General features: G+C 72.0%; 18 protein-coding genes. 15 read left to right on the top strand and 3 right to left on the bottom strand.

Features of this window, described 5'->3' with window-relative positions:
• The first annotated feature begins 147 nt into the window (after positions 1–147).
• The 5 genes from aspS (at position 148) to OG494_RS22010 (ending at position 5437) form a co-directional block, all read left to right on the top strand.
• The gene (gene aspS / locus OG494_RS22025) at positions 148–1926 is read left to right on the top strand and encodes an aspartate--tRNA ligase (RefSeq protein WP_328458577.1); all 1779 of its coding nucleotides are present in this window, start codon (positions 148–150) and stop codon (positions 1924–1926) included.
• Positions 1926–2873, top strand: a complete 948-nt coding sequence (locus OG494_RS22020; protein WP_328458575.1) for a DUF389 domain-containing protein — start codon at positions 1926–1928, stop codon at positions 2871–2873. Before aspS ends, OG494_RS22020 begins: the two co-directional genes overlap by 1 nt.
• Before the next feature lie 79 nt (positions 2874–2952).
• Positions 2953–4137 carry a phosphotransferase gene (locus OG494_RS22015; protein ID WP_328458573.1) on the top strand — a complete coding sequence of 395 codons (1185 nt, stop codon included), beginning with the start codon at positions 2953–2955 and terminating at the stop codon, positions 4135–4137.
• Positions 4138–4558: 421 nt separating this feature from the next.
• On the top strand, positions 4559–4750 hold the full coding sequence (locus OG494_RS48420) for a hypothetical protein (protein ID WP_442874451.1): 192 nt from the start codon (positions 4559–4561) through the stop codon (positions 4748–4750).
• Positions 4751–4765: 15 nt separating this feature from the next.
• Complete coding sequence (locus OG494_RS22010) at positions 4766–5437, top strand: SGNH/GDSL hydrolase family protein (RefSeq protein ID WP_442874487.1); 672 nt, start codon at positions 4766–4768, stop codon at positions 5435–5437.
• Here the strand turns inward: OG494_RS22010 and OG494_RS22005 are convergent.
• From OG494_RS22005 to OG494_RS21995, 3 genes are all read right to left on the bottom strand, one after another.
• Positions 5403–6137: a metallophosphoesterase family protein gene (locus OG494_RS22005; protein ID WP_328458571.1), complete on the bottom strand. Its 735-nt coding sequence runs from the start codon at positions 6135–6137 to the stop codon at positions 5403–5405. The genes OG494_RS22010 and OG494_RS22005 overlap by 35 nt on opposite strands.
• A gap of 62 nt (positions 6138–6199) precedes the next feature.
• Positions 6200–7411, bottom strand: a complete 1212-nt coding sequence (locus OG494_RS22000; RefSeq protein ID WP_328458569.1) for a cytochrome P450 — start codon at positions 7409–7411, stop codon at positions 6200–6202.
• A gap of 31 nt (positions 7412–7442) precedes the next feature.
• Complete coding sequence (locus tag OG494_RS21995) at positions 7443–8138, bottom strand: TetR/AcrR family transcriptional regulator (RefSeq protein WP_328458567.1); 696 nt, start codon at positions 8136–8138, stop codon at positions 7443–7445.
• Between the two features lie 130 nt (positions 8139–8268).
• On the opposite strand from OG494_RS21995, the gene OG494_RS21990 reads away from it, so the two are divergent.
• From OG494_RS21990 to OG494_RS21945, 10 genes are all read left to right on the top strand, one after another.
• Positions 8269–9645, top strand: a complete 1377-nt coding sequence (locus OG494_RS21990; RefSeq protein ID WP_328458565.1) for a replication-associated recombination protein A — start codon at positions 8269–8271, stop codon at positions 9643–9645.
• Positions 9646–9746: 101 nt separating this feature from the next.
• The gene (locus OG494_RS21985; protein ID WP_328458563.1) at positions 9747–11420 is read left to right on the top strand and encodes a purple acid phosphatase family protein; all 1674 of its coding nucleotides are present in this window, start codon (positions 9747–9749) and stop codon (positions 11418–11420) included.
• Positions 11421–11568: 148 nt separating this feature from the next.
• Positions 11569–11946 carry a VOC family protein gene (locus OG494_RS21980; RefSeq protein ID WP_328458562.1) on the top strand — a complete coding sequence of 126 codons (378 nt, stop codon included), beginning with the start codon at positions 11569–11571 and terminating at the stop codon, positions 11944–11946.
• Positions 11947–12115: 169 nt separating this feature from the next.
• On the top strand, positions 12116–12961 hold the full coding sequence (locus OG494_RS21975) for an NAD(P)-dependent oxidoreductase (protein WP_328458560.1): 846 nt from the start codon (positions 12116–12118) through the stop codon (positions 12959–12961).
• Positions 12962–13258: 297 nt separating this feature from the next.
• On the top strand, positions 13259–13645 hold the full coding sequence (locus OG494_RS21970; protein WP_328458559.1) for a DUF948 domain-containing protein: 387 nt from the start codon (positions 13259–13261) through the stop codon (positions 13643–13645).
• Positions 13642–13947, top strand: coding sequence for a hypothetical protein (locus OG494_RS21965; protein WP_328458557.1), 306 nt, complete (start codon positions 13642–13644; stop codon positions 13945–13947). The genes OG494_RS21970 and OG494_RS21965 overlap by 4 nt, the downstream gene beginning before the upstream one ends.
• Positions 13948–14034: 87 nt before the next feature.
• Positions 14035–16695, top strand: coding sequence for an alanine--tRNA ligase (alaS, locus tag OG494_RS21960; RefSeq protein ID WP_328458555.1), 2661 nt, complete (start codon positions 14035–14037; stop codon positions 16693–16695).
• A gap of 73 nt (positions 16696–16768) precedes the next feature.
• Positions 16769–17197, top strand: coding sequence for a Holliday junction resolvase RuvX (gene ruvX, locus OG494_RS21955; protein ID WP_230862612.1), 429 nt, complete (start codon positions 16769–16771; stop codon positions 17195–17197).
• A complete protein-coding gene (mltG, locus tag OG494_RS21950) occupies positions 17194–19452 on the top strand; it encodes an endolytic transglycosylase MltG (RefSeq protein ID WP_328458553.1) in 2259 nt (752 codons plus the stop codon). Before ruvX ends, mltG begins: the two co-directional genes overlap by 4 nt.
• Positions 19442–20308, top strand: coding sequence for a shikimate dehydrogenase (locus tag OG494_RS21945; protein ID WP_328458551.1), 867 nt, complete (start codon positions 19442–19444; stop codon positions 20306–20308). Before mltG ends, OG494_RS21945 begins: the two co-directional genes overlap by 11 nt.
• Positions 20309–20347: the final 39 nt, after the last annotated feature.

Raw genomic sequence — 20347 nt, 5'->3', positions numbered from 1 at the left:
AGCCAAGCCTGCCGACGTCGTAGGCTGTGACCTGCGGGGCTTCGCCCCGAGCCGGGGGCTCTGCCACCCGGACCCCCGAAAGAACTGGGCGGTTCGTTAGCCTTTCCGGGCAGCGAGAACCGCCCATGTCGAAGGAGAGCAGTCGCAGTGCTCCGCACTCACAACGCCGGCACCTTGCGTGCCGAGCAGGCCGGACAGACCGTCACCCTCACCGGATGGGTGGCCCGGCGGCGAGATCACGGCGGCGTCATCTTCATCGACCTCCGCGACGCGAGCGGGGTCGCCCAGGTCGTCTTCCGCGAAGGCGAGATGGCCGAGCGCGCCCACGCGCTGCGCTCGGAGTTCTGCGTCAAGATCGTCGGTGAGGTCGCGAAGCGCCCCGAGGGCAACGCGAACGCCGAGATCCCCACCGGCGAGATCGAGGTCCTCGCGACCGGGCTCGAGGTGCTGTCCGAGGCCGCGCCGCTGCCGTTCCCGATCGACGACCGGGTCGACGTCGGCGAGGAGATCCGCCTCAAGCACCGCTACCTGGACCTGCGCCGCAGCGGCCCGGCCGCGGCCATGCGGCTGCGCAGCGAGGTCAGCCGCGCCGCCCGCGAGGTGCTGCACAACCAGGACTTCGTCGAGATCGAGACCCCGACGATGACCCGCTCCACCCCCGAAGGCGCCCGCGACTTCGTGATCCCGGCCCGGCTCAAGCCCGGCTCCTGGTACGCCCTGCCGCAGTCGCCGCAGCTGTTCAAGCAGCTGCTCATGGTCGGCGGCATGGAGCGGTACTACCAGATCGCGCGCTGCTACCGGGACGAGGACTTCCGCGCCGACCGCCAGCCGGAGTTCACCCAGCTCGACATCGAGATGAGCTTCGTCGAGCAGGACGACGTCATCAAGGTCGGCGAGGACATCGTCACCGCGCTGTGGAAGCTGATCGGGCACGAGATCCCGCGGCCGATCCCGCGCATCACCTACCACGAGGCGATGGCCAAGTACGGCTCGGACAAGCCGGACCTGCGCTTCGACCTCGAGATCACCGACATGACGGAGTTCTTCGCCGACACGCCGTTCCGCGTGTTCCAGGCGCCCTACGTCGGCGCGGTCGTGATGGCCGGCGGCGCGAGCCAGCCGCGGCGCCAGCTCGACGCGTGGCAGGAGTGGGCGAAGCAGCGCGGCGCGCGCGGCCTCGCGTACATCCTCGTCAACGAGGACGGCACGCTCGGCGGCCCGGTCGCCAAGAACCTCTCCGAGGCCGAGCGCGAGAACGTCGCCGCCGCGGCGGGCGCCAAGGTCGGCGACTGCGTCTTCTTCGCCGCCGGCAAGGCCGCGAGCACGCAGCCGCTGCTCGGCGCCGCGCGCGACGAGATCGGCAAGCGCCTCGGCCTGATCGACGAGGACGCCTGGTCGTTCGTGTGGGTCGTCGACGCCCCCCTGTTCGCGCCGGTCGAGGACATCGGCGACGACGTCGCCGTCGGCTCCGGCAAGTGGACCGCGGTGCACCACGCGTTCACCTCGCCGACCCCGGAGTGGATCGACAAGTTCGAGCAGGACCCGGGCAACGCCCTGGCCTACGCCTACGACATCGTCTGCAACGGCAACGAGATCGGCGGTGGCTCGATCCGTATCCACCGCGGTGACGTGCAGAAGCGCGTCTTCGCGCTGATGGGCCTCGGCGAGGAGGAAGCGCAGGAGAAGTTCGGCTTCCTGCTCGACGCCTTCGCCTTCGGCCCGCCGCCGCACGGCGGCATCGCGTTCGGCTGGGACCGCATCGTCATGCTGCTGGCCAAGGCCGACTCGCTGCGTGACGTGATCGCGTTCCCGAAGACCGGCGGCGGCTACGACCCGCTGACCGCGGCGCCCGCGCCGATCACCGCGCAGCAGCGCAAGGAGGCCGGCATCGACGCGAAGCCGGCCGCCCCCGCCCCGCAGAACTAGTGCTGCACCTCAGGGCCGTGTGCCCGCCGGACAAGACCGCCCAGGCGCTCGAAATCCTGCGGGTCCACGCCGGCACCGCGCACCTGATCGTGCACCGCGGTGCCGCCGTGTCACCCGAAGGTGACCTGCTCGAGGCCGACATCGCGCGCGAAGCGGCGGACGAGATCGTGGACGCGCTGTGCGTGCTCGAACTCGACCGCACCGGCGGGATCACCCTGGAAGCGCTCGACACGGCCCTGTCCGACGCCGCCGACGAGGCGGAGGAAGCCGCGCCGGGGGAGGGCGCCGACGCCGTCGTGTGGCAGGAGCTGCTGTCCCGCACCGGCGAGGAGTCGCGGCTCAACGTGACGTTCCTGGCGTTCCTCATCATCGCGTGCCTGCTCGCGGCGGTCGGCGTGCTGACCGACTCGGCGGTGACGATCGTCGGCGCGATGGTCGTCGGCCCCGAGTTCGGGCCGCTCGCCGCGTTCGCGGTCGGCCTCGTGCTGCGGCGCTGGGACCTGGTCCGGCAGGCGGGCGCGGCGCTCGCGATCGGCTTCCCGCTGGCCATGGTCGTCACGCTCGGCGGCGCCCTGCTGGTGCGGGTGACGGACGTCTTCGGCGCGCAGGCGTTCGAGCTGAAGCGGCACAGCGAGGTCGACTTCGTGTTCTCGGTGGGCGTACCGTCGCTGGTCGTGGCGATGCTCGCCGGCGCGGCCGGGATGCTCGCCATGACGTCGGCGAAGTCGGCCGCGCTCGTGGGGGTCTTCATCTCGGTGACCACGGTGCCGGCCGCGGGATACGCGGTCGTCGCGGCCGTGGCGGGGGAGTGGAGCAGGTGTCTCCAGTCGATCGGGCAGCTGCTCGTGAACCTTCTCGGAATCGTTGCAGCCGCGGCCGTTGTGTTGATCGTGCGCCGGAATGGGCACCGTTCCCCGGAGGAGCTTCGTCCGCTTTCACGCGGGTGACCCGGATCCGGCGGGGATGCCCCTTGTTGTCCGGATGTCAGTAGTCATGGTTGCTCAGTCACGAGTAGGGTCGGTGACAATGACAGTCGACACCTCCTCCACCGGCGACGCTGGGGTCGGGGCAGGAGCCGAGCAGGACATCGCTGCAGCCGTCGCGGCGGGCGAGTCCGTTCTCTCGCGCCGGTTCGGCAGTCCGATCACGCTGGTTTCGCCGGAAGACCTCGCGGGCAGCGGACCGGCCACGGTCGTCCGGGCGAGAGTGGTGTCGTCGTCCTTCGCGCTGCCGCGCACGCTGGTCATCAAGCACTACCCGGAGGTGCCGGCGCCGGGTGAGCCGGATTCGTTCGCCCAGGAGGCCGTCAGCTACCAGCTGTTCACGGCCCTGTCGCCGGACGAGCGGATGTGCCCGGAGCTGCTGGCCCACGACGGCCGCGACCGCGTGCTCGTGCTGGAGGACCTCGGCCGCACGGCGACCCTGGAGGACAAGCTCTCCGCCCGCGACTCCCGCGCCGCCGAACGCGCGCTGCTGTCGTGGGCCCGGTCGCTGGGCCGGCTGCACGCGAACACCGCCGGGCGCGAGGCCGATTTCAACGCCCTGCTGCGCCGCCTCGGCGGCCCGGCGAAGAGCGATCACGGCGACGTCGACGAGCTCTGCGCGCGGGTGCCGTCGCTGATCCAGGACCGGCTGGGCATCCCGGTGCCGGACCCGGTGCTCGACGCGGTCACCTACGCCGTCGAGCAGTCCCGGTCGTCGGCCTTCCGCGCGTTCAGCCCGGTGGAGCTCAGCCCCGACAACAACCTGGTCACGGGCGAGGGCGTGCGGTTCCTCGACTTCGAGTACGGTTGCGTCCGCTCGGCCCTGGTCGACGCCGCGAACCTGCGCCTGCCGTTCGCGAACTGGCCCGACGCGCTCGCCCTGCCCGCCGGCATGAGCGAGGCGATGATCGCGGCGTGGCGCGCGGAGGTGGCGGGCGTGTGGCCCGCGTTCGCCGACGACGAAGCCCTGGCCGGGCACCTGACGACGAGCGAGCTGCTGCGGGTCTGGCTGATCTCGGGCGAAGAGCTGGGCGCGCTGGACCTGTCCCGCCACGCGGCCCCGGTGAGCCGAGAGGCGGCTTTGGTGACGTGGTGGCGCGACCTGGCCAAGCACGCGGGCTACGTCCGGATGACGGCGGTCTCGGAGTTCTCGTCGAAGGTGGCGGCGGCGCTGGCGGCGAGGTTGGGGCCACACGCGGACCTGGCGTTCTACCCGGCCTTCCGCTGACCCGCCAGTTCCACAACCCGCCCGCCAGCCTGTCCGCGGCCCGGCCGTCCGCAGTCCCGCTGCCTGCCCGCCCGGCTGCCCGCAGTCCGCATGCGGCTGCTCGCGGCCCGGCGGTCACCAAAAGCAGGTCCGCTCCAACCCGGCCAAACACTCGCGACCAGCCGCGGCAGACCGGTTGTCCACAGCTCGGCCGTGATGTGGACAAGCCGGCCCGGCCCCGGCTTCTCCCGGCTTTTCGTCGGGGCTTGTCGATACGCTGGATGCGGGGCCGGCCCCCCGGGGAGGGTGGGGGCTGCTTCGGGGCGATGAGCGCGGACATTTCGGACAATCGTGAGCGGAGTGCCAAGAATTAGGCGCGGTGTCGCGGCCGCGTTACCTCGTCCTCACCGCAGGTGGGTTTGCGTGTCCGATCGTCTGAGGCGTGACCGTGACCAGCCTCGAAGTCACTCCCTTTCCCGAACCCTCCCGGCCGGCGCTCGCGGCGGTGCCGGTGGTGCAGGCCGTGCCGGTGGTGCAGGCCGTCCCCGCGCTCCGTCGGGCGCGGCGGCTCGTGGTGCTCGGCGACTCGACCGCCGTCGGGCTCGGTGATCCCTTGCCTCGGCGGGGTGGCTAGCGTGGTGTCGGCCCGCTGGTCGCGGCGGCGCTCGGCGTCGGGACCGACGGCTACCTCAACCCGTCCTTCGCCGGCGCCCGGATGCACTGCGTGCTCAGCGAGCAGGTGCCCGCCGCGGTGGCCCACCGGCCCGATGTGGCACTGGTCGTCGCCGGGATGAACGACACTCTCCGGCCCGACTTCGACGCGGCCCGCATCGCCGCCGATCTCACCGAGGTCGTCCGCCGGCTCGGCGAGGTCGGCACCACCGTCATCCCGGTCCGGTTCCACGACCACAGCAAGGTGTTCCGCCTCCCGCCGGCCCTCAAGCGCGCGCTCAGCGCCCGGGTCGCCGAGCTGAACGCCGCCATCGACGAGGTCGTCGCCCGCGAAGGCGTGCCCTGCCTGGACCTCGACCGGCTGCCCGGCGCGTACGACCTGCCGTCGTGGAGCGTCGACCGGCTGCACCCGTCCGAACTCGGCCACCGGATGCTCGCCCACGGCTTCACCGGGCTGCTCGCCGGCGCCGGGTTCGCCGTGCCGGAGCCGGTGAGCCTCACCTGCGGCGGCGGGGTCGAGCCGAGCACCACGGGACACGTGGGATGGCTGGTGCTGAAGGGGATTCCGTGGCTGTGGCGCCGCGGCCGCGAGTTCCTGCCCTACGCCGCGGTCATCATGTGGCACTCGTTCCGCGAGCGGACGCGCTGAACACGCGCAACGCCTCGGCGTCCGAAGCCGGGTTGCGGACGAAGAAGTCCGCCCACTCCTCGACATCCGGGTAGGCACTGTGTGCCGTGAGGTACCGGCAAGCCGCTTCGACGTCGTACCGCGTGCGCCGCAGCTCGACGCCGTCGCCGAGCAACGCCCAGTGCGCACCGCCGGTGCCGTAAGGCATGCCGACGCTGCCGGGGTTCACGATCAGCCGCCGGTCCGCCAGCCGCGTGAACGGCATGTGGGTGTGCCCGAGCACCACCGTCGGAGCGACGACGCCCTCCAGGACTTCCGCCCAGCGTTCGAGGGGGCTGTCGACGAGGACGATCTCGGTGTCGTCGCGCGGAGTCGCGTGGCAGAACAGCACGCCGTCGAGCGTCACCGTCAGCGGGAGCGCGTCCAGGACCGGCAGATCGGCCGGCCGCAGCTGCCGCGCCGCCCACGGGAAGATCGGGTCCGGCACGAACTTCCCGTCGCCGCGCGCGGACGCCGCCAGCTCGCGGTCGGCGTTGCCGCGCACCCACACCGCACGGTCGCCCAGGGAAACCAGCCGCTCGAGGGTCTCGACGGGCATCGGCCCGGCCAGCATGTCGCCCAGGAGCACGATCCGATCGGCCGCGACGACGTCCGGCTCGGCCAGCACGGCTTCCAGCGCCGGCAGCACGCCGTGGATGTCCGCCAGCACCGCGATCCGCATCCGCCCACCTTCGCCGCACGGACGCGCCCCGGGCGAGGGATTTCGCCCAGAGCGCAACCGGTTCAGCCCGTGGTGAGCGGCAGCTCCCGCACGCCGGTCATGTTCGGGTTCACCTGGAACTTCGGCGGCTCGCCCGGGATCGTGCGCAGCGCCGGGTAGCGGTCGAACAGGATGTCCAGCGCCACCCGCCCTTCGAGCCGCGCGAGCGGCGCGCCGATGCAGAAGTGGATGCCGCGCCCGAACGCCAGGTGCGGGTTCGGATCGCGCAGCGGGTTGAACGTGTCCGGCTCGGCGAACACCCGCTCGTCCCGGTTGGCCGCCGCCACCCACACCATCAGCATCTGCTCGGCCGGGATCGTCGCGCCGCCGAGTTCGACCTCGCGGTTCGTGGTGCGGGCGACCGCCGCGAACGGCGAGAGGTAGCGCAGCGACTCCTCGATCAGCGGCGGCACCAGGGACCGGTCGGCGCGCACCCGCTCGTCCCATTCCGGGTGCGTGTCCAGGCACAGCACGGCGTTGCCGAGCAGCATCGTGGTGGTGATGTGCCCGGCCAGCAGCAGCACGTTCGCGAAGTTGACGACCTCGTTGCGCGTCAGCTTCTCACCGTCGAGTTCCGCCTCGACGAGCTTGGTCAGCAGGTCTTCGCGCGGCTGCGTGCGACGTTCGTCGACGTGCCCGCCCAGGTACTCGATGAGCTGCTTCTGACCTTCCAGGGAGTTCTTGACCGACTCCTGGTTGGCTTTGCTCTGCTCCTTCAGCGAGAACTGCTCGGACGAGCTGAACAGCTTGTCCACCCAGCCCTTGAACAGGTGCCGGTCGCTCGCGGGGACCCCCAGCAGCTCCGCGATCACGATCACCGGCAACGGGTAGGCCAGGTCTTCGACGAGCTCGAGCCGGCCGGAGCCGCCGGCCTCGTCGAGCATCTCGTTCGTCACCGCGGCGATGCGCGGCTCGAGGTCGGCGACGACCTTCGGCGTGAACGCGCGGCTGACGAGCTTGCGCATCTTGTTGTGCAGCGGCGGATCCAGCTGCAGCAGGTTGCCCGCCGACATCGCCTCCAGGTCGGCGTCCTGCATCATCTCCTTCGGCACCAGCCGGGTGGTGTCCGAGGAGTAGGTCGCCGGGTCGCGGAGGATCTCTTCGGCTTCCGGGTGCCCGTAGACGTTCCAGAACCCGAGGTCGGCCGCGTGCCGCACGCGCTCGGCCGGTTGCTTTCCGCGCAGCCAGAACTGGGATTCGTGCAGTCCCCAGGTGTCGGCGAGTGTGGTGGTCATGTCCGCCCCTTTTCCCTGTGTGAACCCGGGATCAGCCGGGATCCTTGGTGGGATCGTGTGCGTAGATCCCCTTCCGGTAGCCCGAGACGAGCTCCTCGAGCGCCGCCGTGAGTTCCGCGGCCACCTTCGCGACCGCCGCGGGGTCGGGTTCCCCGGGCGGCTCGAACGAGGCGCGGATCGTGTACGCGAGGGCGTCGGCCCTCTCTTCGAGCGGGATGGCGTCGAACTTCCCGGACACCACGTCGGTGAAGTAGAAGCCGATCGCCGTGGCGTTGAGCGCGTAGTCCAGGTTCGGGACGTCGGTGCGGACCAGCCCGTGCCGGCGCATCGCGTCCTCGAAGTGCCCGCTCAGCTCCTGCTGCTGCTTGCGCAGCGCGAGGTCGCCGAGCGAGCCGAACATCTCGGCGTTGCCGCGGAACATCGCCATCACCAGCGGCCGCCGGTGGGTGGCGAGGAACGAGGACGAGATCATCCGGTGCGGCAGGATCATCGCCGGGTCGGCCTTGATGCCGTCCAGGATGACCTCGGTCAGATCGGCCGATTCGCGCATCATCAGCGCCTGGAACAGCAGTTCCTTGTTGCGCCAGTGCAGGTAGACGGTGCCCTTGCCGATGCCGACCGCGCGCGCGATGTCGTCGACGGCCACCTTGCGGTAGCCCATGCGCAGCAGCAGTTCGCCGGCCGCGTCCAGGATGCGGTCGCCGCGCTCGCGGTTGGGATGGCTCATACCCGCTCTTTCGTCGAGAGTGACCTGTTGACCGGATTCGCACTTTCGGTCAATCAGTCAAGACGACGGTAGCGCGCCCTCGAACACCGGGGCAAGGGTTCTGTCGGTGGCGTCGGTTAACGTCATCCGGGTGGCACAAGACGAGCTCTTCACCGTGAACGCCGACGTGGCGCCCCCACCCGAACGCACCGTGTCGAATGCGGACGAGCGGCAGGCGGATCCGGCGAGCTCGCCCCTGGCCGTGCGGATGCGGCCGCGGTCGCTCGACGAGGTCGTCGGCCAGCAGCACCTGCTGCGCGAAGGCGCCCCGCTGCGCCGGCTGGTCGAGGGCGCGGCACCGGCGTCCGTGCTGCTCTACGGCCCGCCCGGCACCGGGAAGACGACGCTGGCCAACCTGGTCTCGATCGCCACCGGACGCCGGTTCGTCGCGATGTCGGCGCTCTCGGCGGGCGTCAAGGAGGTGCGCGGGGTCATCGAAGAGGCCCGGCGGCGCCGGCAGTACAACACCGAGAACACCGTGCTGTTCATCGACGAGGTGCACCGGTTCTCCAAGACCCAGCAGGACGCCCTGCTCGGCGCGGTCGAGGACCGCACGGTGCTGCTGGTCGCGGCGACCACCGAGAACCCGTCGTTCTCCGTCGTCTCGCCGCTGCTGTCGCGCTCGCTGGTGCTGCAGCTGCGCCCCCTGACCGACGAGGACATCACGCGGCTGATCGAGCGCGCGCTGACCGACGAACGCGGCCTCGGCGGCGAGCTGACGCTGACCGAGGACGCCCGCGCCCACCTCGTCCGGCTCGCCGGCGGGGACGCGCGCCGCGCGCTGACCGCGCTGGAAGCCGCGGCGGACGCGGCGTCGGCCACCGAGGCGAAGACCATCGACCTGCCCATCGTCGAGTCCACTGTGGACAAGGCCGCGGTGCGCTACGACCGCGACGGCGACCAGCACTACGACATCATCAGTGCGTTCATCAAGTCGATCCGCGGCTCCGACGTCGACGCCGCGCTGCACTACCTGGCCCGGATGATCGAGGCGGGGGAGGACCCGCGGTTCCTGGCCCGGCGCCTGGTCGTGCACGCCAGCGAGGACATCGGCATGGCCGACCCGACGGCCCTGCAGGCGGCGGTCGCGGCCTCGCACGCCGTCGGTTTCATCGGCATGCCCGAGGGCCGGCTGGCGCTCGCGCAGGCGACGATCCACCTGGCCACGGCACCGAAGTCGAACGCGGTCGTCACCGGCATCGACGCCGCGCTCGCCGACGTCCGCGCCGGGCTGGCCGGCAGCGTCCCGCCGCACCTGCGCGACGGGCACTACGCGGGCGCCAAGAAGCTCGGCAACGCGCAGGGCTACCGCTACCCGCACAACGTGCCGGAAGGCGTGCTGGCGCAGCAGTACCCGCCGGACGAGCTGGTCGGCAAGGACTACTACGAGCCGACCCAGCGCGGCGCGGAACGCCCGCTCGCCGAGCGCGTCCCGAAGCTGCGCCGGACCATCCGCGGCGAGCGGTAAAGGCGGTTTGGGAAACCCTTGGGGCATCCCGGGGGAAGTGGACGGCTGGTGTTCGCCCGCGCGACGCGACCCGGGCACATGCGTCGGCGAGCATCCGGCCCATGGAAATCCCGAGAGTCGGTGTTCCCGACGCATTGGCTGCCCGCCTGAGCATGGCCGAGCAGCACGAGTACCTCTCCCGCCGTTGCCTGCTCAAGGGCGCCGCCGCCACCGGCGCCCTGCTCGCCGCCGGCCCGATGCTGCTGCCCGGCACCGCCTACGCCGACGGCGCGAAGGTCGCCCCGGCCGGGCGTCACCTCGCCTTCGGCCGCAACCCGCGCACGGACATCCGCGTCGCCTGGCAGGTCCCGACGCGCGTCAAGAACCCGTTCCTGCGCGTCGCAGAGTTCGAGCCACGCTTTCCCGGCGAGAACCCATCGGCACAGCACCACGACCGCCACGGATACCAGTGGGGGCACCGGATCCCGGCCGAGACGCGCGCGCTGCACTCCGAGGTCGCCGGGGTCATCGCGCCCTACGACCAGTACTACCTGCACGCCGAAGCGAGCCGTCTGACGCCGGGGCGCACCTACACCTACGCGGTCGGCCACGACGGCTACGACTCGGCGAACGGCGACGGCGGGGCCGCCGCGCTCTCGACGTTCACCACCGCGCCCGCGCGCGGCTTCCCGACGGGGAAGTTCACCTTCACCGCCTTCGGCGACCAGGGCGTCTCCACGACGGCGCTGGCCCAGGACGGCGCGGTCGCCCAGCAGCACCCGCGCTTCCACCTCCTCGCCGGTGACATCGCCTACGCCGACCCGAGCGGCGCGGGCCTGCCGCCCGGCCCGGTCGCCGACGGCAGCCACGACCTGTACGACCCGAAGGTCTGGGACGCCTACTACAACCAGATCGAGGGCGTCGCGGCGTCGGTGCCGTGGATGGTCACCACCGGCAACCACGACATGGAAGCGCTGTACTCGCCCGACGGTTACGGCGGCCAGACCAAGCGCTGGGACTTCCCCGGCAGCGGCCCGGCCGACTGCCCGAGCGTGTACTCGTTCATCTACGGCAACGTCGGCGTGATCTCCTTGGACGCCAACGACGTCTCGTACGAGATCCCGGCCAACCGCGGCTACTCGCACGGCTCCCAGACGGCGTGGCTCAAGCGGCGCCTGCGGTACCTGCGCCTGCAACCGGACGTCGACTTCATCGTGGTGTTCTTCCACCACTGCGCCTACTCGACGACCAACCAGCACGCCTCCGAAGGCGGCGTGCGGGAGGAGTGGGTGCCGCTGTTCGACCAGTACCACGTCGACCTGGTCGTCAACGGGCACAACCACATCTACGAGCGGACCGACGCGCTGCGCGGCGGCCGCGTCACCAAGAAGGTCGCGATCGGCGACACCGTCGACCCGGACCGCGACGGCACGGTCTACGCCACCTGCGGCGGTGGCGGCCGCAGCGTCTACAGCTTTCCGGTGCCCGACACCTTCGACGGCGAGTTCACCAGCTACCACTGGGTGAAGGGCGGCGGACAGGAGACGGAGACCGTCGGCTGGTCGCGCGTGCGCTACACCGGCTACTCCTTCCTCGCGATCGACGTCGAACCGGCGTGGTTCGGCCGCAGGACCACGCTCACCGTGCGGACCCTGCGCAACGACGGCGCCGAGATCGACCGGTTCACCCTGCGGCGCACCGCGGGCCTGCACACCGCGACCGGCGGCTTCGGCGGTTCCGGTGGCCACGGTGGAAAGTCGCAGGCGGGAGTGGGTGCGGACCCGGGCGACGCCTGAGCACCGCGGGCGGGCCCCCGCACGGACAGTGCCGGGGCCCGCACCGATCGTGGGCCGGAGAGTCCAAGATCATCGGGTTTCGTAAGCTTCGCGGCTTGGGGCGGCCTGAACAAAGGGGGGCGGCCCAAGCGAAGGCAGGAGGCATCCCGTGCCCGCGACGCTGCAATGCATCGTCCTGGACTGTCCGGAACCGGCTGAGCTCGCCTACTTCTACCAAGCGATCATGGGGGGCGAGGTCGACCGTCCGGATCCCCGCTGGCGGGTGGACGCGGACTGGTCGACGTTGCACGCGAACGGGGTGGTCCTCGGGTTCCAGCGGTCCTTCGACTACCGGCCGCCGCGCTGGCCGGACCCGGCGTACCCGCAGCAGTACCACCTCGACTTCGAGGTCGACAACCTCGCCGAGACACACCACCAGGTCCTCTCCTACGGCGGCCGGCTGCTCGACCCCGACCTGGGCGGCCGCGGCTGGCGCGTCTACGCCGACCCGGCCGGCCACCCGTTCTGCCTGCTCGGTGATTACTGACCACTGACTGACCACTGACTCCTGACCGCAGGCGTGCGGCTTTCCCCGTCGTTCCGGCGTTTTCCGGCGTTCGTCCCGGAGAACCGTTCGGTGGCGCGGAACCCGGCACTCGGCCGTCCGTGGTGTCCTGCGGGCTGCGGGAAGGGCGGGGGTTCGGCACGATGGCGGGATGAGCATCGGATTCCTCGGTACCGGGATCATGGGCGCCGCGATGGCGGCCAACATCGCGAAGGCGGGCCTCGACGTCCGGGTCTGGAACCGGACCCGCGAAAAGGCCGAACCCCTCGCCGACGTAGCGACGGTGGCCGATTCGGCGGCCGCGGCGGCGGCCGGCGCCGACATCCTCGTGACGATGCTGGCCGACGGTCCCGCCGTCGCGTCGGCGTTCGAAGCCGCTTCGCCCGCGTCGGGCACGTTGTGGCTGCAGATGAGCACGGTCGGCCTCGACTGGACCGACCGCCTCGCCGAGCTGGCCGGGAAGGCGGGCGTGGTGTTCGTCGACGCGCCGGTCCTCGGCACCCGCCGGCCGGCGGAGCAGGCCCAGCTGCAGGTGCTGGCGTCCGGCCCGGAGGAGGCCCGCCCGGCCGCGACGCCGGTGTTCGACGCGGTCGGCATCCGCACGCTCTGGCTCGGCCCGGCCGGCCAGGGCAGCCGGCTGAAGCTGGTGATGAACGCGTGGGTGCTGACCCTGACCAACGGCACGGCCGAAAGCCTCGGCCTGGCCCGCGCGCTGGGCCTGGACCCGGCGCTGTTCCTGGAGACGATCAAGGGCGGCGGACTCGACGTCGGCTACGCGCACGTGAAGGGCGCCGCGATGCTGTCGGGCGACTACGACCCGTCGTTCCCGGCGGCCCTGGCGGCGAAGGACGCCCGCCTGGTGGTCGAAGCCGCGGGCGACGACGTCGACGTGGCCGGCGCCCGAGCCACCCTCGCGCACCTGGAGGCCGCGGTGGAGGCGGGCCACGGCGACGAGGACATGGCGGCGCTCTACCGCGCGGTGCTGAAGGACACCTGACCCGGCTTGCCTGGTCACCACCGAGCGGCGCGAGCGTCACCGCCTCGAAACGGGCCGTCGCGGCCAGGTCGGGTCGGCGCCGGGCAGCCCGGCCGGTACGTCGGCCGCCCGTCCCGCCCGGCCCGGCCCGGACAGGACCCGGCGCCCGGGCCCGTCGGCGTGTCCCGTCGGCCAGGTGCACCGCGTGGCCCGTCGCGGGAGCGAGGCGTTTTCCGGCCCGCGCGGGGTGACACGGTCGGGGACCCGGCCAGGCGGTAACCTCACCAGCACTCAATACCCGTGAACCGAGGAGGGCCCGTGTCGGCAGGGCAGATCGCCGCGTTGATCGCCGCAGGAGCATTCGTGGTGCTGGTCGTCCTGCTGGCGATCCCGCTGATCAAGCTCGGCAAGACGCTGGACGCGGCCACCGAGGCGATCGAGCGCACCAACAGCAACACCGACCCGCTGCTGATCGGCGCGAACCAGACGATCACGCACGTCAACACCCAGCTCGAGCGGGTGGACGGGATCACGTCGAACGCGCAGGCCGTCACCGGGAACGTCTCCGCGCTGACGTCGGTGTTCACCGCGACGCTGGGCGGCCCGCTGGTCAAGACCGCGGCGCTGTCCTACGGGCTCAGCAAGGCGATCCGGGCGCGCAAGAAGAAGAACGCCGCCAAGGCCGCGAAGAAGGCCGCGAAGTGAAGCGGCTGTTCTGGCTCGGCGTCGGCGTGGTCGCCGGGGTCGCGCTGTCCCGCAAGGCCGCCGAAACCGCTCGTCAGGCCACTCCCGCGGGGTTAGCATCGAACCTGGGTGACGCCGTGCGCGAGCTGGCGGGCGCCGTGGGTTCGTTCGGCGCCGAGGTGCGCGCGGGCATGAGCGAGCGGGAGCAGGAGTTGCACGAGATGGTCGAGCAGCGGACGGGCGTGGTGACGCCGCAGGCCTCGGGCCGGCACGCCGCCGAAGCCCGGCGGCCCGCCCGGCGAGCTCGCCGGGCGGAGGGCTGACCGGCCGCGCCCGCGCGACCGCCGAAGCCGCTCCGCCGCCGCCGTCGTCGTCCCGTACTCCGGCACCACTCACAAGGACCTTGACCCGTGGACACACACGAAATCACCGACCGTTTCCTGCGCCATTACGAGAGCAAAGGGCACACGCGCGTGCCCAGCGCGCCGTTGATCCTCGACGACCCGAACCTGCTGTTCGTCAACGCCGGCATGGTGCAGTTCAAGCCGTACTTCCTCGGTGAGGCGCCGCCGCCGTACCCGCGCGCGACCTCCGTGCAGAAGTGCGTGCGCACCCCGGACATCGACGAGGTCGGCAAGACCACCCGGCACAACACGTTCTTCCAGATGGCCGGCAACTTCTCCTTCGGCGACTACTTCAAGGAAGGCGCCATCGAGTACGCCTGGGAGCTGATCACCAAGCCCCAGAGCGAAGGCGGTTACGGCCTCGACCCGGACCGCCTGTGGGCGACGGTCTACGAGGACGACGCCGAGGCGGCCGGCCTGTGGCGCAAGCTCACCGGCCTGCCCGGCGAGCGCATCCAGGTGCGCGACGGCAAGGACAACTACTGGGACATGGGCGTGCCCGGTCCCGGCGGCCCGTGCTCGGAGATCTACTACGACCGCGGCCCGGCGTACGGCCGCGAGGGCGGTCCGGTCGCGGACGAGGACCGGTACATCGAGATCTGGAACCTCGTCTTCATGCAGGACATCCGCGGCGAGCTGAGCCCCAAGCTCGGGCACAAGCCGATCGGTGAGCTGCCGAAGAAGAACATCGACACCGGCATGGGCGTCGAGCGGGTCGCGACGATCCTGCAGGGTGTCGAGAACGTCTACGAGACGGACCTGGTGCGCCCGGTGATCGGCCGCGCGGAGGAGTTCTCCGGCCGCCGCTACGGCGGCAACCACGCCGACGACGTCCGCTTCCGCGTGATCGCCGACCACGCCCGCACCGGCGTGCTGCTGATCGGCGACGGCGTCACCCCGGGCAACGACGGCCGCGGCTATGTGCTGCGCCGCCTGCTGCGCCGCATCGTCCGCTCCTCGCGCCTGCTGGGCGTGCACGAGCCGGTGCTGCAGTCGTTCGCGGCGGTCGTGCGCGACACGATGGGCCCGACCTACCCCGAGCTCGTCAGCGGCTTCGACCGGATCAACGAGGTCGTCCGGATCGAGGAGGAGGCGTTCCTCGCGACGCTGACCAGCGGTTCGCGCATCTTCGACATGGCGGCCGAGGAGACCAAGCGCGGCGGCGGTGACGTGCTGGCCGGCGACAAGGCGTTCCAGCTGCACGACACGTACGGCTTCCCGATCGACCTGACCCTGGAGATGGCGTCCGAGCAGGGCCTGAGCGTCGACGAGGACGGCTTCCGCACGCTCATGAACGAGCAGCGGACCCGCGCGAAGGCGGACGCGGCGTCGCGCAAGACCGGCCACGGCGACCTCTCGGAGTACCGGAAGGTCCTGGAGCAGCACGGTGAGACTGAGTTCCTCGGTTACACCGACCTGCAGGCCGAGGCGAAGGTCGTCGCGCTGCTGGAGGACGGGCAGCCGGTCCGCAGCGTCTCGGCGGGCAAGAAGGCCGAGCTGGTGCTCGACCGCACGCCGTTCTACGCCGAGAGCGGCGGCCAGGTCGCCGACACCGGCGTGCTGCTCGGCGACGGCGTCGAGCTGAAGGTCCTGGACGTCCAGAAGATCGTCCCGGGGCTGTTCGTGCACCGCGTCGAGGTGCTCGACGGCGAGGTCGGCCTCGACTCCAAGGTCACCGGTTCGGTCGACGCGCACCGCCGGCTCTCCATCGAGCGCTCGCACTCCGCGACGCACCTGGTGCACGCGGCGGTCCGCGGCGCCTACGGCAAGCGCGCGGCGCAGGCGGGCTCGCTGAACTCGCCGGGCCGCATGCGGTTCGACTTCACCACGCCCGGCTCGGTCTCGGCGGACGTGCTGACCGAGGTCGAGCAGGAGGTCAACGACTACCTGCAGACCGACGTCGAGGTGCGGAGCTTCACCACGACCAAGGACAAGGCCCTCGAGCTGGGCGCGGTCGCGCTGTTCGGCGAGAAGTACGGCAACGACGTCCGCGTGGTCGACATGGGCGAGTACTCCCGCGAGCTCTGCGGTGGCACGCACGTCGACCGGATCGGTCAGCTCGGCCTGGTCAAGCTGGTCTCCGACGCGTCCATCGGCTCGGGCGTGCACCGCGTCGAGGCGCTGGTCGGCACGGACGCGCTGAAGTACGTCCGCAAGGAGCAGCTGCTGGTCTCCCAGCTGGCGAACACCTTCAAGGTGCCCTCGGACCAGCTGCCCGGCCGCATCGAGGACGTCCTGACCCGGTTGAAGAACGCCGAGAAGGAGATCGCCCAGCTCAAGACCCAGCAGGTGCTGGGGTCGACGGGGGCGCTCGCCGACAAGGCGGTCGACGTCAACGGCGTCTCGGTGGTCGCCGAGGTCGTCCCGGACGTCGACGGCAACGGCCTGCGCGCGCTCGCCTCGGACATCCGCGGCCGGCTCGGCTCGCGGCCCGGTGTGGTGGCACTGTTCTCGCCGGCCGGCGACAAGCTGAGCTTCGTCGTCGCGACGACGAAGGCGGCGCAGGACAAGGGCATCGCGGCGGGCAAGCTGGTGCCGTCCTTCGCGGAGAAGATCGGCGGCCGCGGCGGCGGCAAGCCGGACATGGCCCAGGGCGGTGGCACGAACCCGGCCGGCGCGGCCGACGCGGTCTCGGCCCTGCGCTCGGCGATTGCCGGCATTGGTTAACCGCGGAAACCGCGGAAACCGCGGCCCGGATCGGCCTGGTCCCGGCGATCCGGGGCGCGGCAGGCGGCTCGGGGTGGATGTCGGATCCGTCCGGGTCGGCGTCGCCCTGAGCGATCCGGCCCCCGTGCTCGCGTCGCCATTGGTTACCCTCTCCCGCGATGCGACCGACGACAGTGATCTGGACCAGCTGGCCGCCCTCGTCACCGAGCACGAGGTGGTCGAGGTGATCGTGGGCTTGCCGCGAACGCTCGCCAACCGGCAGGGTCCGGCGGCCGAGCTGGCGATCGCGTATTCTGAACGTCTGGCCGGGCGCGTCGCGCCCGTGCCGGTCCGGCTGGGCGACGAGCGGCTGACCACGGTCACCGCATCCCGCATCCTCTCCCAGCGCGGGGTCAAAGGCCGCAAGCAGCGAGCGGTGGTCGACCAGGCCGCCGCCGTCGAGATCCTGCAGGCCTGGATCGACGCCGCTGCTGCGCACCGCGCCCGGGAGGGAGACCGATGAACGACGAGCAGCCACCTGAGCGCGGCCGCCGGAGGCTGCGGGAGCCGGACGAGGCGACCCCGCCCCTGGCCCGCCCCGCGCCCCGCCACGGCGACCCGCGTGATCCTCGTGATCCGCGTGATCCCCGGGCGGCCGAAGCCCGCCGTGCCCAGGCGCCGAGCGGCTACCACGAGCTGCCCCAGCCGACCCGCCGTCCGCAGCAGCCGAGCGACCGGCACGAGGTGCCGCCCCCGCCGGCCCGGCGCGCGCAGCCGGCCAGCGGCTACCACGAGCTGCCGCAGCCGTCCCAGCCTTCCCGGCGGGGCCGGCCCGCCGAACCCCCGGCCGCCGACCCGCGCCGGGACGCCCCGCAGACCGGGCGCCGTCGCCGGCTCGAACCGCCGGACACGCTGCCCCCGGTCGACGACGAGCTCGACCCGCAGGCCCGCCGGGCCGCGCCGGCCCGGGCGGCGCACGCCCGCCACGGCCTCGACGAGGGATCCGAGGTCCAGGCCCCCCGCCGGCGCCGCGCGGCCCCCGAGCCCGACGAAGCCCCGGTGGCCCCCGAGGCCCCCCGCCGGCGTCGCCCCGCGCCGGAGCCCGAAGAAGTCGCCGAGGCCCCACGCCGGCGTCGTCCGGCTCCGGAGCCCGAAGAAGTCGCCGAGGCGCCACGCCGGCGTCGTCCGGCTCCGGAGCCCGAAGAGCCGGCCGAGGCCCCGAGACGGCGTCGCGCCGCCCCGGAACCGGTCGAAGGCGAAGCTCCCCAGCGTCGCCGTGCGGCCGGCGAGCCGCCGGCCGCCGCCCAGCCTCCCGCGCGGCGGTCCGTCCAGCCGGGTGACCGCTCTGTCGGCGTGCCCGCGCCCGGCGCCGAGCCGCCGCGCCGGCGCCGCCCGCCGCCCCCGCCGGTGCGCGAGGAGCCGGTGACGGACATCATCCCCGCGCAGGCCCCGCCACCCCCGCCGCCGGCCGCGCCCGAACCTGTCCGCGCCCTCCACGAGGAGCAGCCGGCCGAGGACGCCCTCTTCGCCGAGGACGAGTACGACGAGTACGCGGACTACGACGAGTACGACGGCGAGTACGCCGAAGACGGCTACGACGAGCCGGAGTACGAAGAGGACTACGACGACTACGAGGAAGAGCCGAAGAAGCCGCGGAAGAAGAAGGGCAAGCGCGCCCTCGGCTGGATCGCCGCGGTCGCGGTGATCGTCCTGCTCGCCGGCGGCGCCTACTACGGCTTCAACAGGTTCTTCGGCTACGAGGACTACGACGGCGCCGGTGACGGCGACGTCCTGTTCCAGGTCGACGACGGCGACTCGACGTCGGCGATCGGCGCCAAGCTGACCACGGCCGGGGTCGTCGCCAGCAGCAAGGCCTTCGTGAAGGCCGGCGCGGACAACCCGAAGCTGTCGAAGATCCAGCACGGCTTCTACGTGATGAAGTCGCACATGTCCGGGGCCAGCGCGGTCGACCGGATCGTCGCGCCGACCTCGCGGGTCGGGCAGCTGGAGGTCCGTCCCTACACGCAGTTCGACGACATCACCCAGCCCGACGGCAAGGTCACGCCCGGCGTGTACAGCCTGATGGCGAAGGCGTCGTGCGCGCAGCTCAACGGCAAGAGCACCTGCGTCACCTCCGACGACCTGCGCAAGGTCGTCGACGCCGCGGACCTCAAGACGCTCGGCGTGCCCGAATGGGCGGTCGAAGACGCGAACAAGGCCGACCGCAAGGACCGCAGGCTGGAAGGCCTGATCGCGCCCGGGCTCTACGACGTCCGGCCCGGCGCGAGCCCGCAGGAGATCATCGGCCAGCTGGTCCGCAGCTCGACCGAGGCGATCCAGAACGCCGGCCTGAGCCCGCAGTCGACCGGTCCGGGCAAGACGCCGTACCAGACGCTGATCATCGCCTCGATCATCGAACGCGAAGCGGTGAAGGCCGACTTCGGGAAGCTCTCCCGGGTCATCTACAACCGGCTGGCGATCGACATGCGCCTGCAGATGGACTCCACGGTCAACTACGTGCTCGACCGGCCCACCCTGGCGACCAACGACGCCGACCGGCTCCGGGCCGGGCCGTACAACACGTACAAGAACGCGGGCCTGACCCCGACGCCGATCTCGGTGCCCAGCCCCGAGGCCATCCAGGCCGCGGTGCACCCCGTCGCGGGGGACTGGGTGTACTTCGTCAAGTGCGAGAAGAACGGCCTGTCGTGCTTCGCGGTCACGTTCGACGATCACAAGAAGAACGTCGAGAAGGCCAAGGCGAACGGTGCCTTCTGAGCCCCGCCGGGCGGCGGTCCTGGGTAAGCCGGTGGCCCACTCGCTGTCCCCGGTGCTGCACGGCGCCGCGTTCGAAGCGCTCGGCCTGACCGGCTGGACCTACGAGCGGATCGAGACGGCCACCGAGGATCTCCCGGCGTTCGTCGACGGCGCCGGCCCGGAGTGGGCCGGCTTCTCGGTCACCATGCCGGGCAAGCGCGCGGCGCTGGACCACGCGGACGAGGTGACGTCGCGCGCGGCCGCGGTCGGCGCGGCCAACACGCTGGTCCGCACCGCGAAGGGCTGGCTCGCGGACTGCACCGACGTCGACGGCGTCACCGGGGCCCTGCGCGCGGCGGGCGGGTACACGCCGACGTCCGGGGACAACACCGACACGGCGATCGTGCTCGGCGCGGGCGGTACCGCGGCCGCGGCGGTCGTCGGCCTGGCGGCGCTGGGCGTGCGTCGGGTGCGGCTGGTCGTGCGGGAACCCGCGCGGGCCGGCGAAACGCTCGACGCGGCGAAGCGGGCTTCGCTCGACATCGACGTGCTTCGGTGGTCTGAAACGGACTTCGCGGCGCTGGCCGCCGAAGCCGCGGTGCTGGTGAACACCGTCCCGCCGGACGCCGTGCTGCCGCACGTGGCCGGCCTCGCAGCCGTCGCGCACGTCCTCGACGTCATCTACCACCCGTGGCCGACGCCGCTCGCCGAAGCCGTCGCGGCCCGCGGCGGCAAGCTCGCGACCGGGCTGGACATGCTGCTGCACCAGGCGTTCGGCCAGGCCGAGCACTTCACCGGCCGGCCGGCCCCGCGCGCGGCGATGCGGGACGCGTTGCGCGAGGCCACCGGGAACCTGCTGCCGCTGCCGATCGGGTAAAACCGCTTGCCCGGGTTGATAGTCTGGTCGACTGCCTTG

The organism is Amycolatopsis sp. NBC_00438 (assembly GCF_036026695.1).
Lineage (GTDB): Bacteria > Actinomycetota > Actinomycetes > Mycobacteriales > Pseudonocardiaceae > Amycolatopsis.
Note: the sequence above shows the minus strand (reverse complement) of the source record. Positions and strands in the feature narration are given on the sequence as shown.

Excerpts from the sequence above, each read along its gene's own strand:
- OG494_RS21975 (WP_328458560.1), top strand. The coding sequence starts at position 12,116 with ATGAGCATCGGATTCCTCGGTACCGGGATCATGGGCGCCGCGATGGCG.
- OG494_RS22005 (WP_328458571.1), bottom strand. The coding sequence starts at position 6,137 with ATGCGGATCGCGGTGCTGGCGGACATCCACGGCGTGCTGCCGGCGCTG.
- OG494_RS21995 (WP_328458567.1), bottom strand. The coding sequence starts at position 8,138 with ATGAGCCATCCCAACCGCGAGCGCGGCGACCGCATCCTGGACGCGGCC.
- OG494_RS21985 (WP_328458563.1), top strand. The coding sequence starts at position 9,747 with ATGGAAATCCCGAGAGTCGGTGTTCCCGACGCATTGGCTGCCCGCCTG.
- OG494_RS22015 (WP_328458573.1), top strand. The coding sequence starts at position 2,953 with ATGACAGTCGACACCTCCTCCACCGGCGACGCTGGGGTCGGGGCAGGA.
- mltG (WP_328458553.1), top strand. The coding sequence starts at position 17,194 with ATGAACGACGAGCAGCCACCTGAGCGCGGCCGCCGGAGGCTGCGGGAG.
- OG494_RS22000 (WP_328458569.1), bottom strand. The coding sequence starts at position 7,411 with ATGACCACCACACTCGCCGACACCTGGGGACTGCACGAATCCCAGTTC.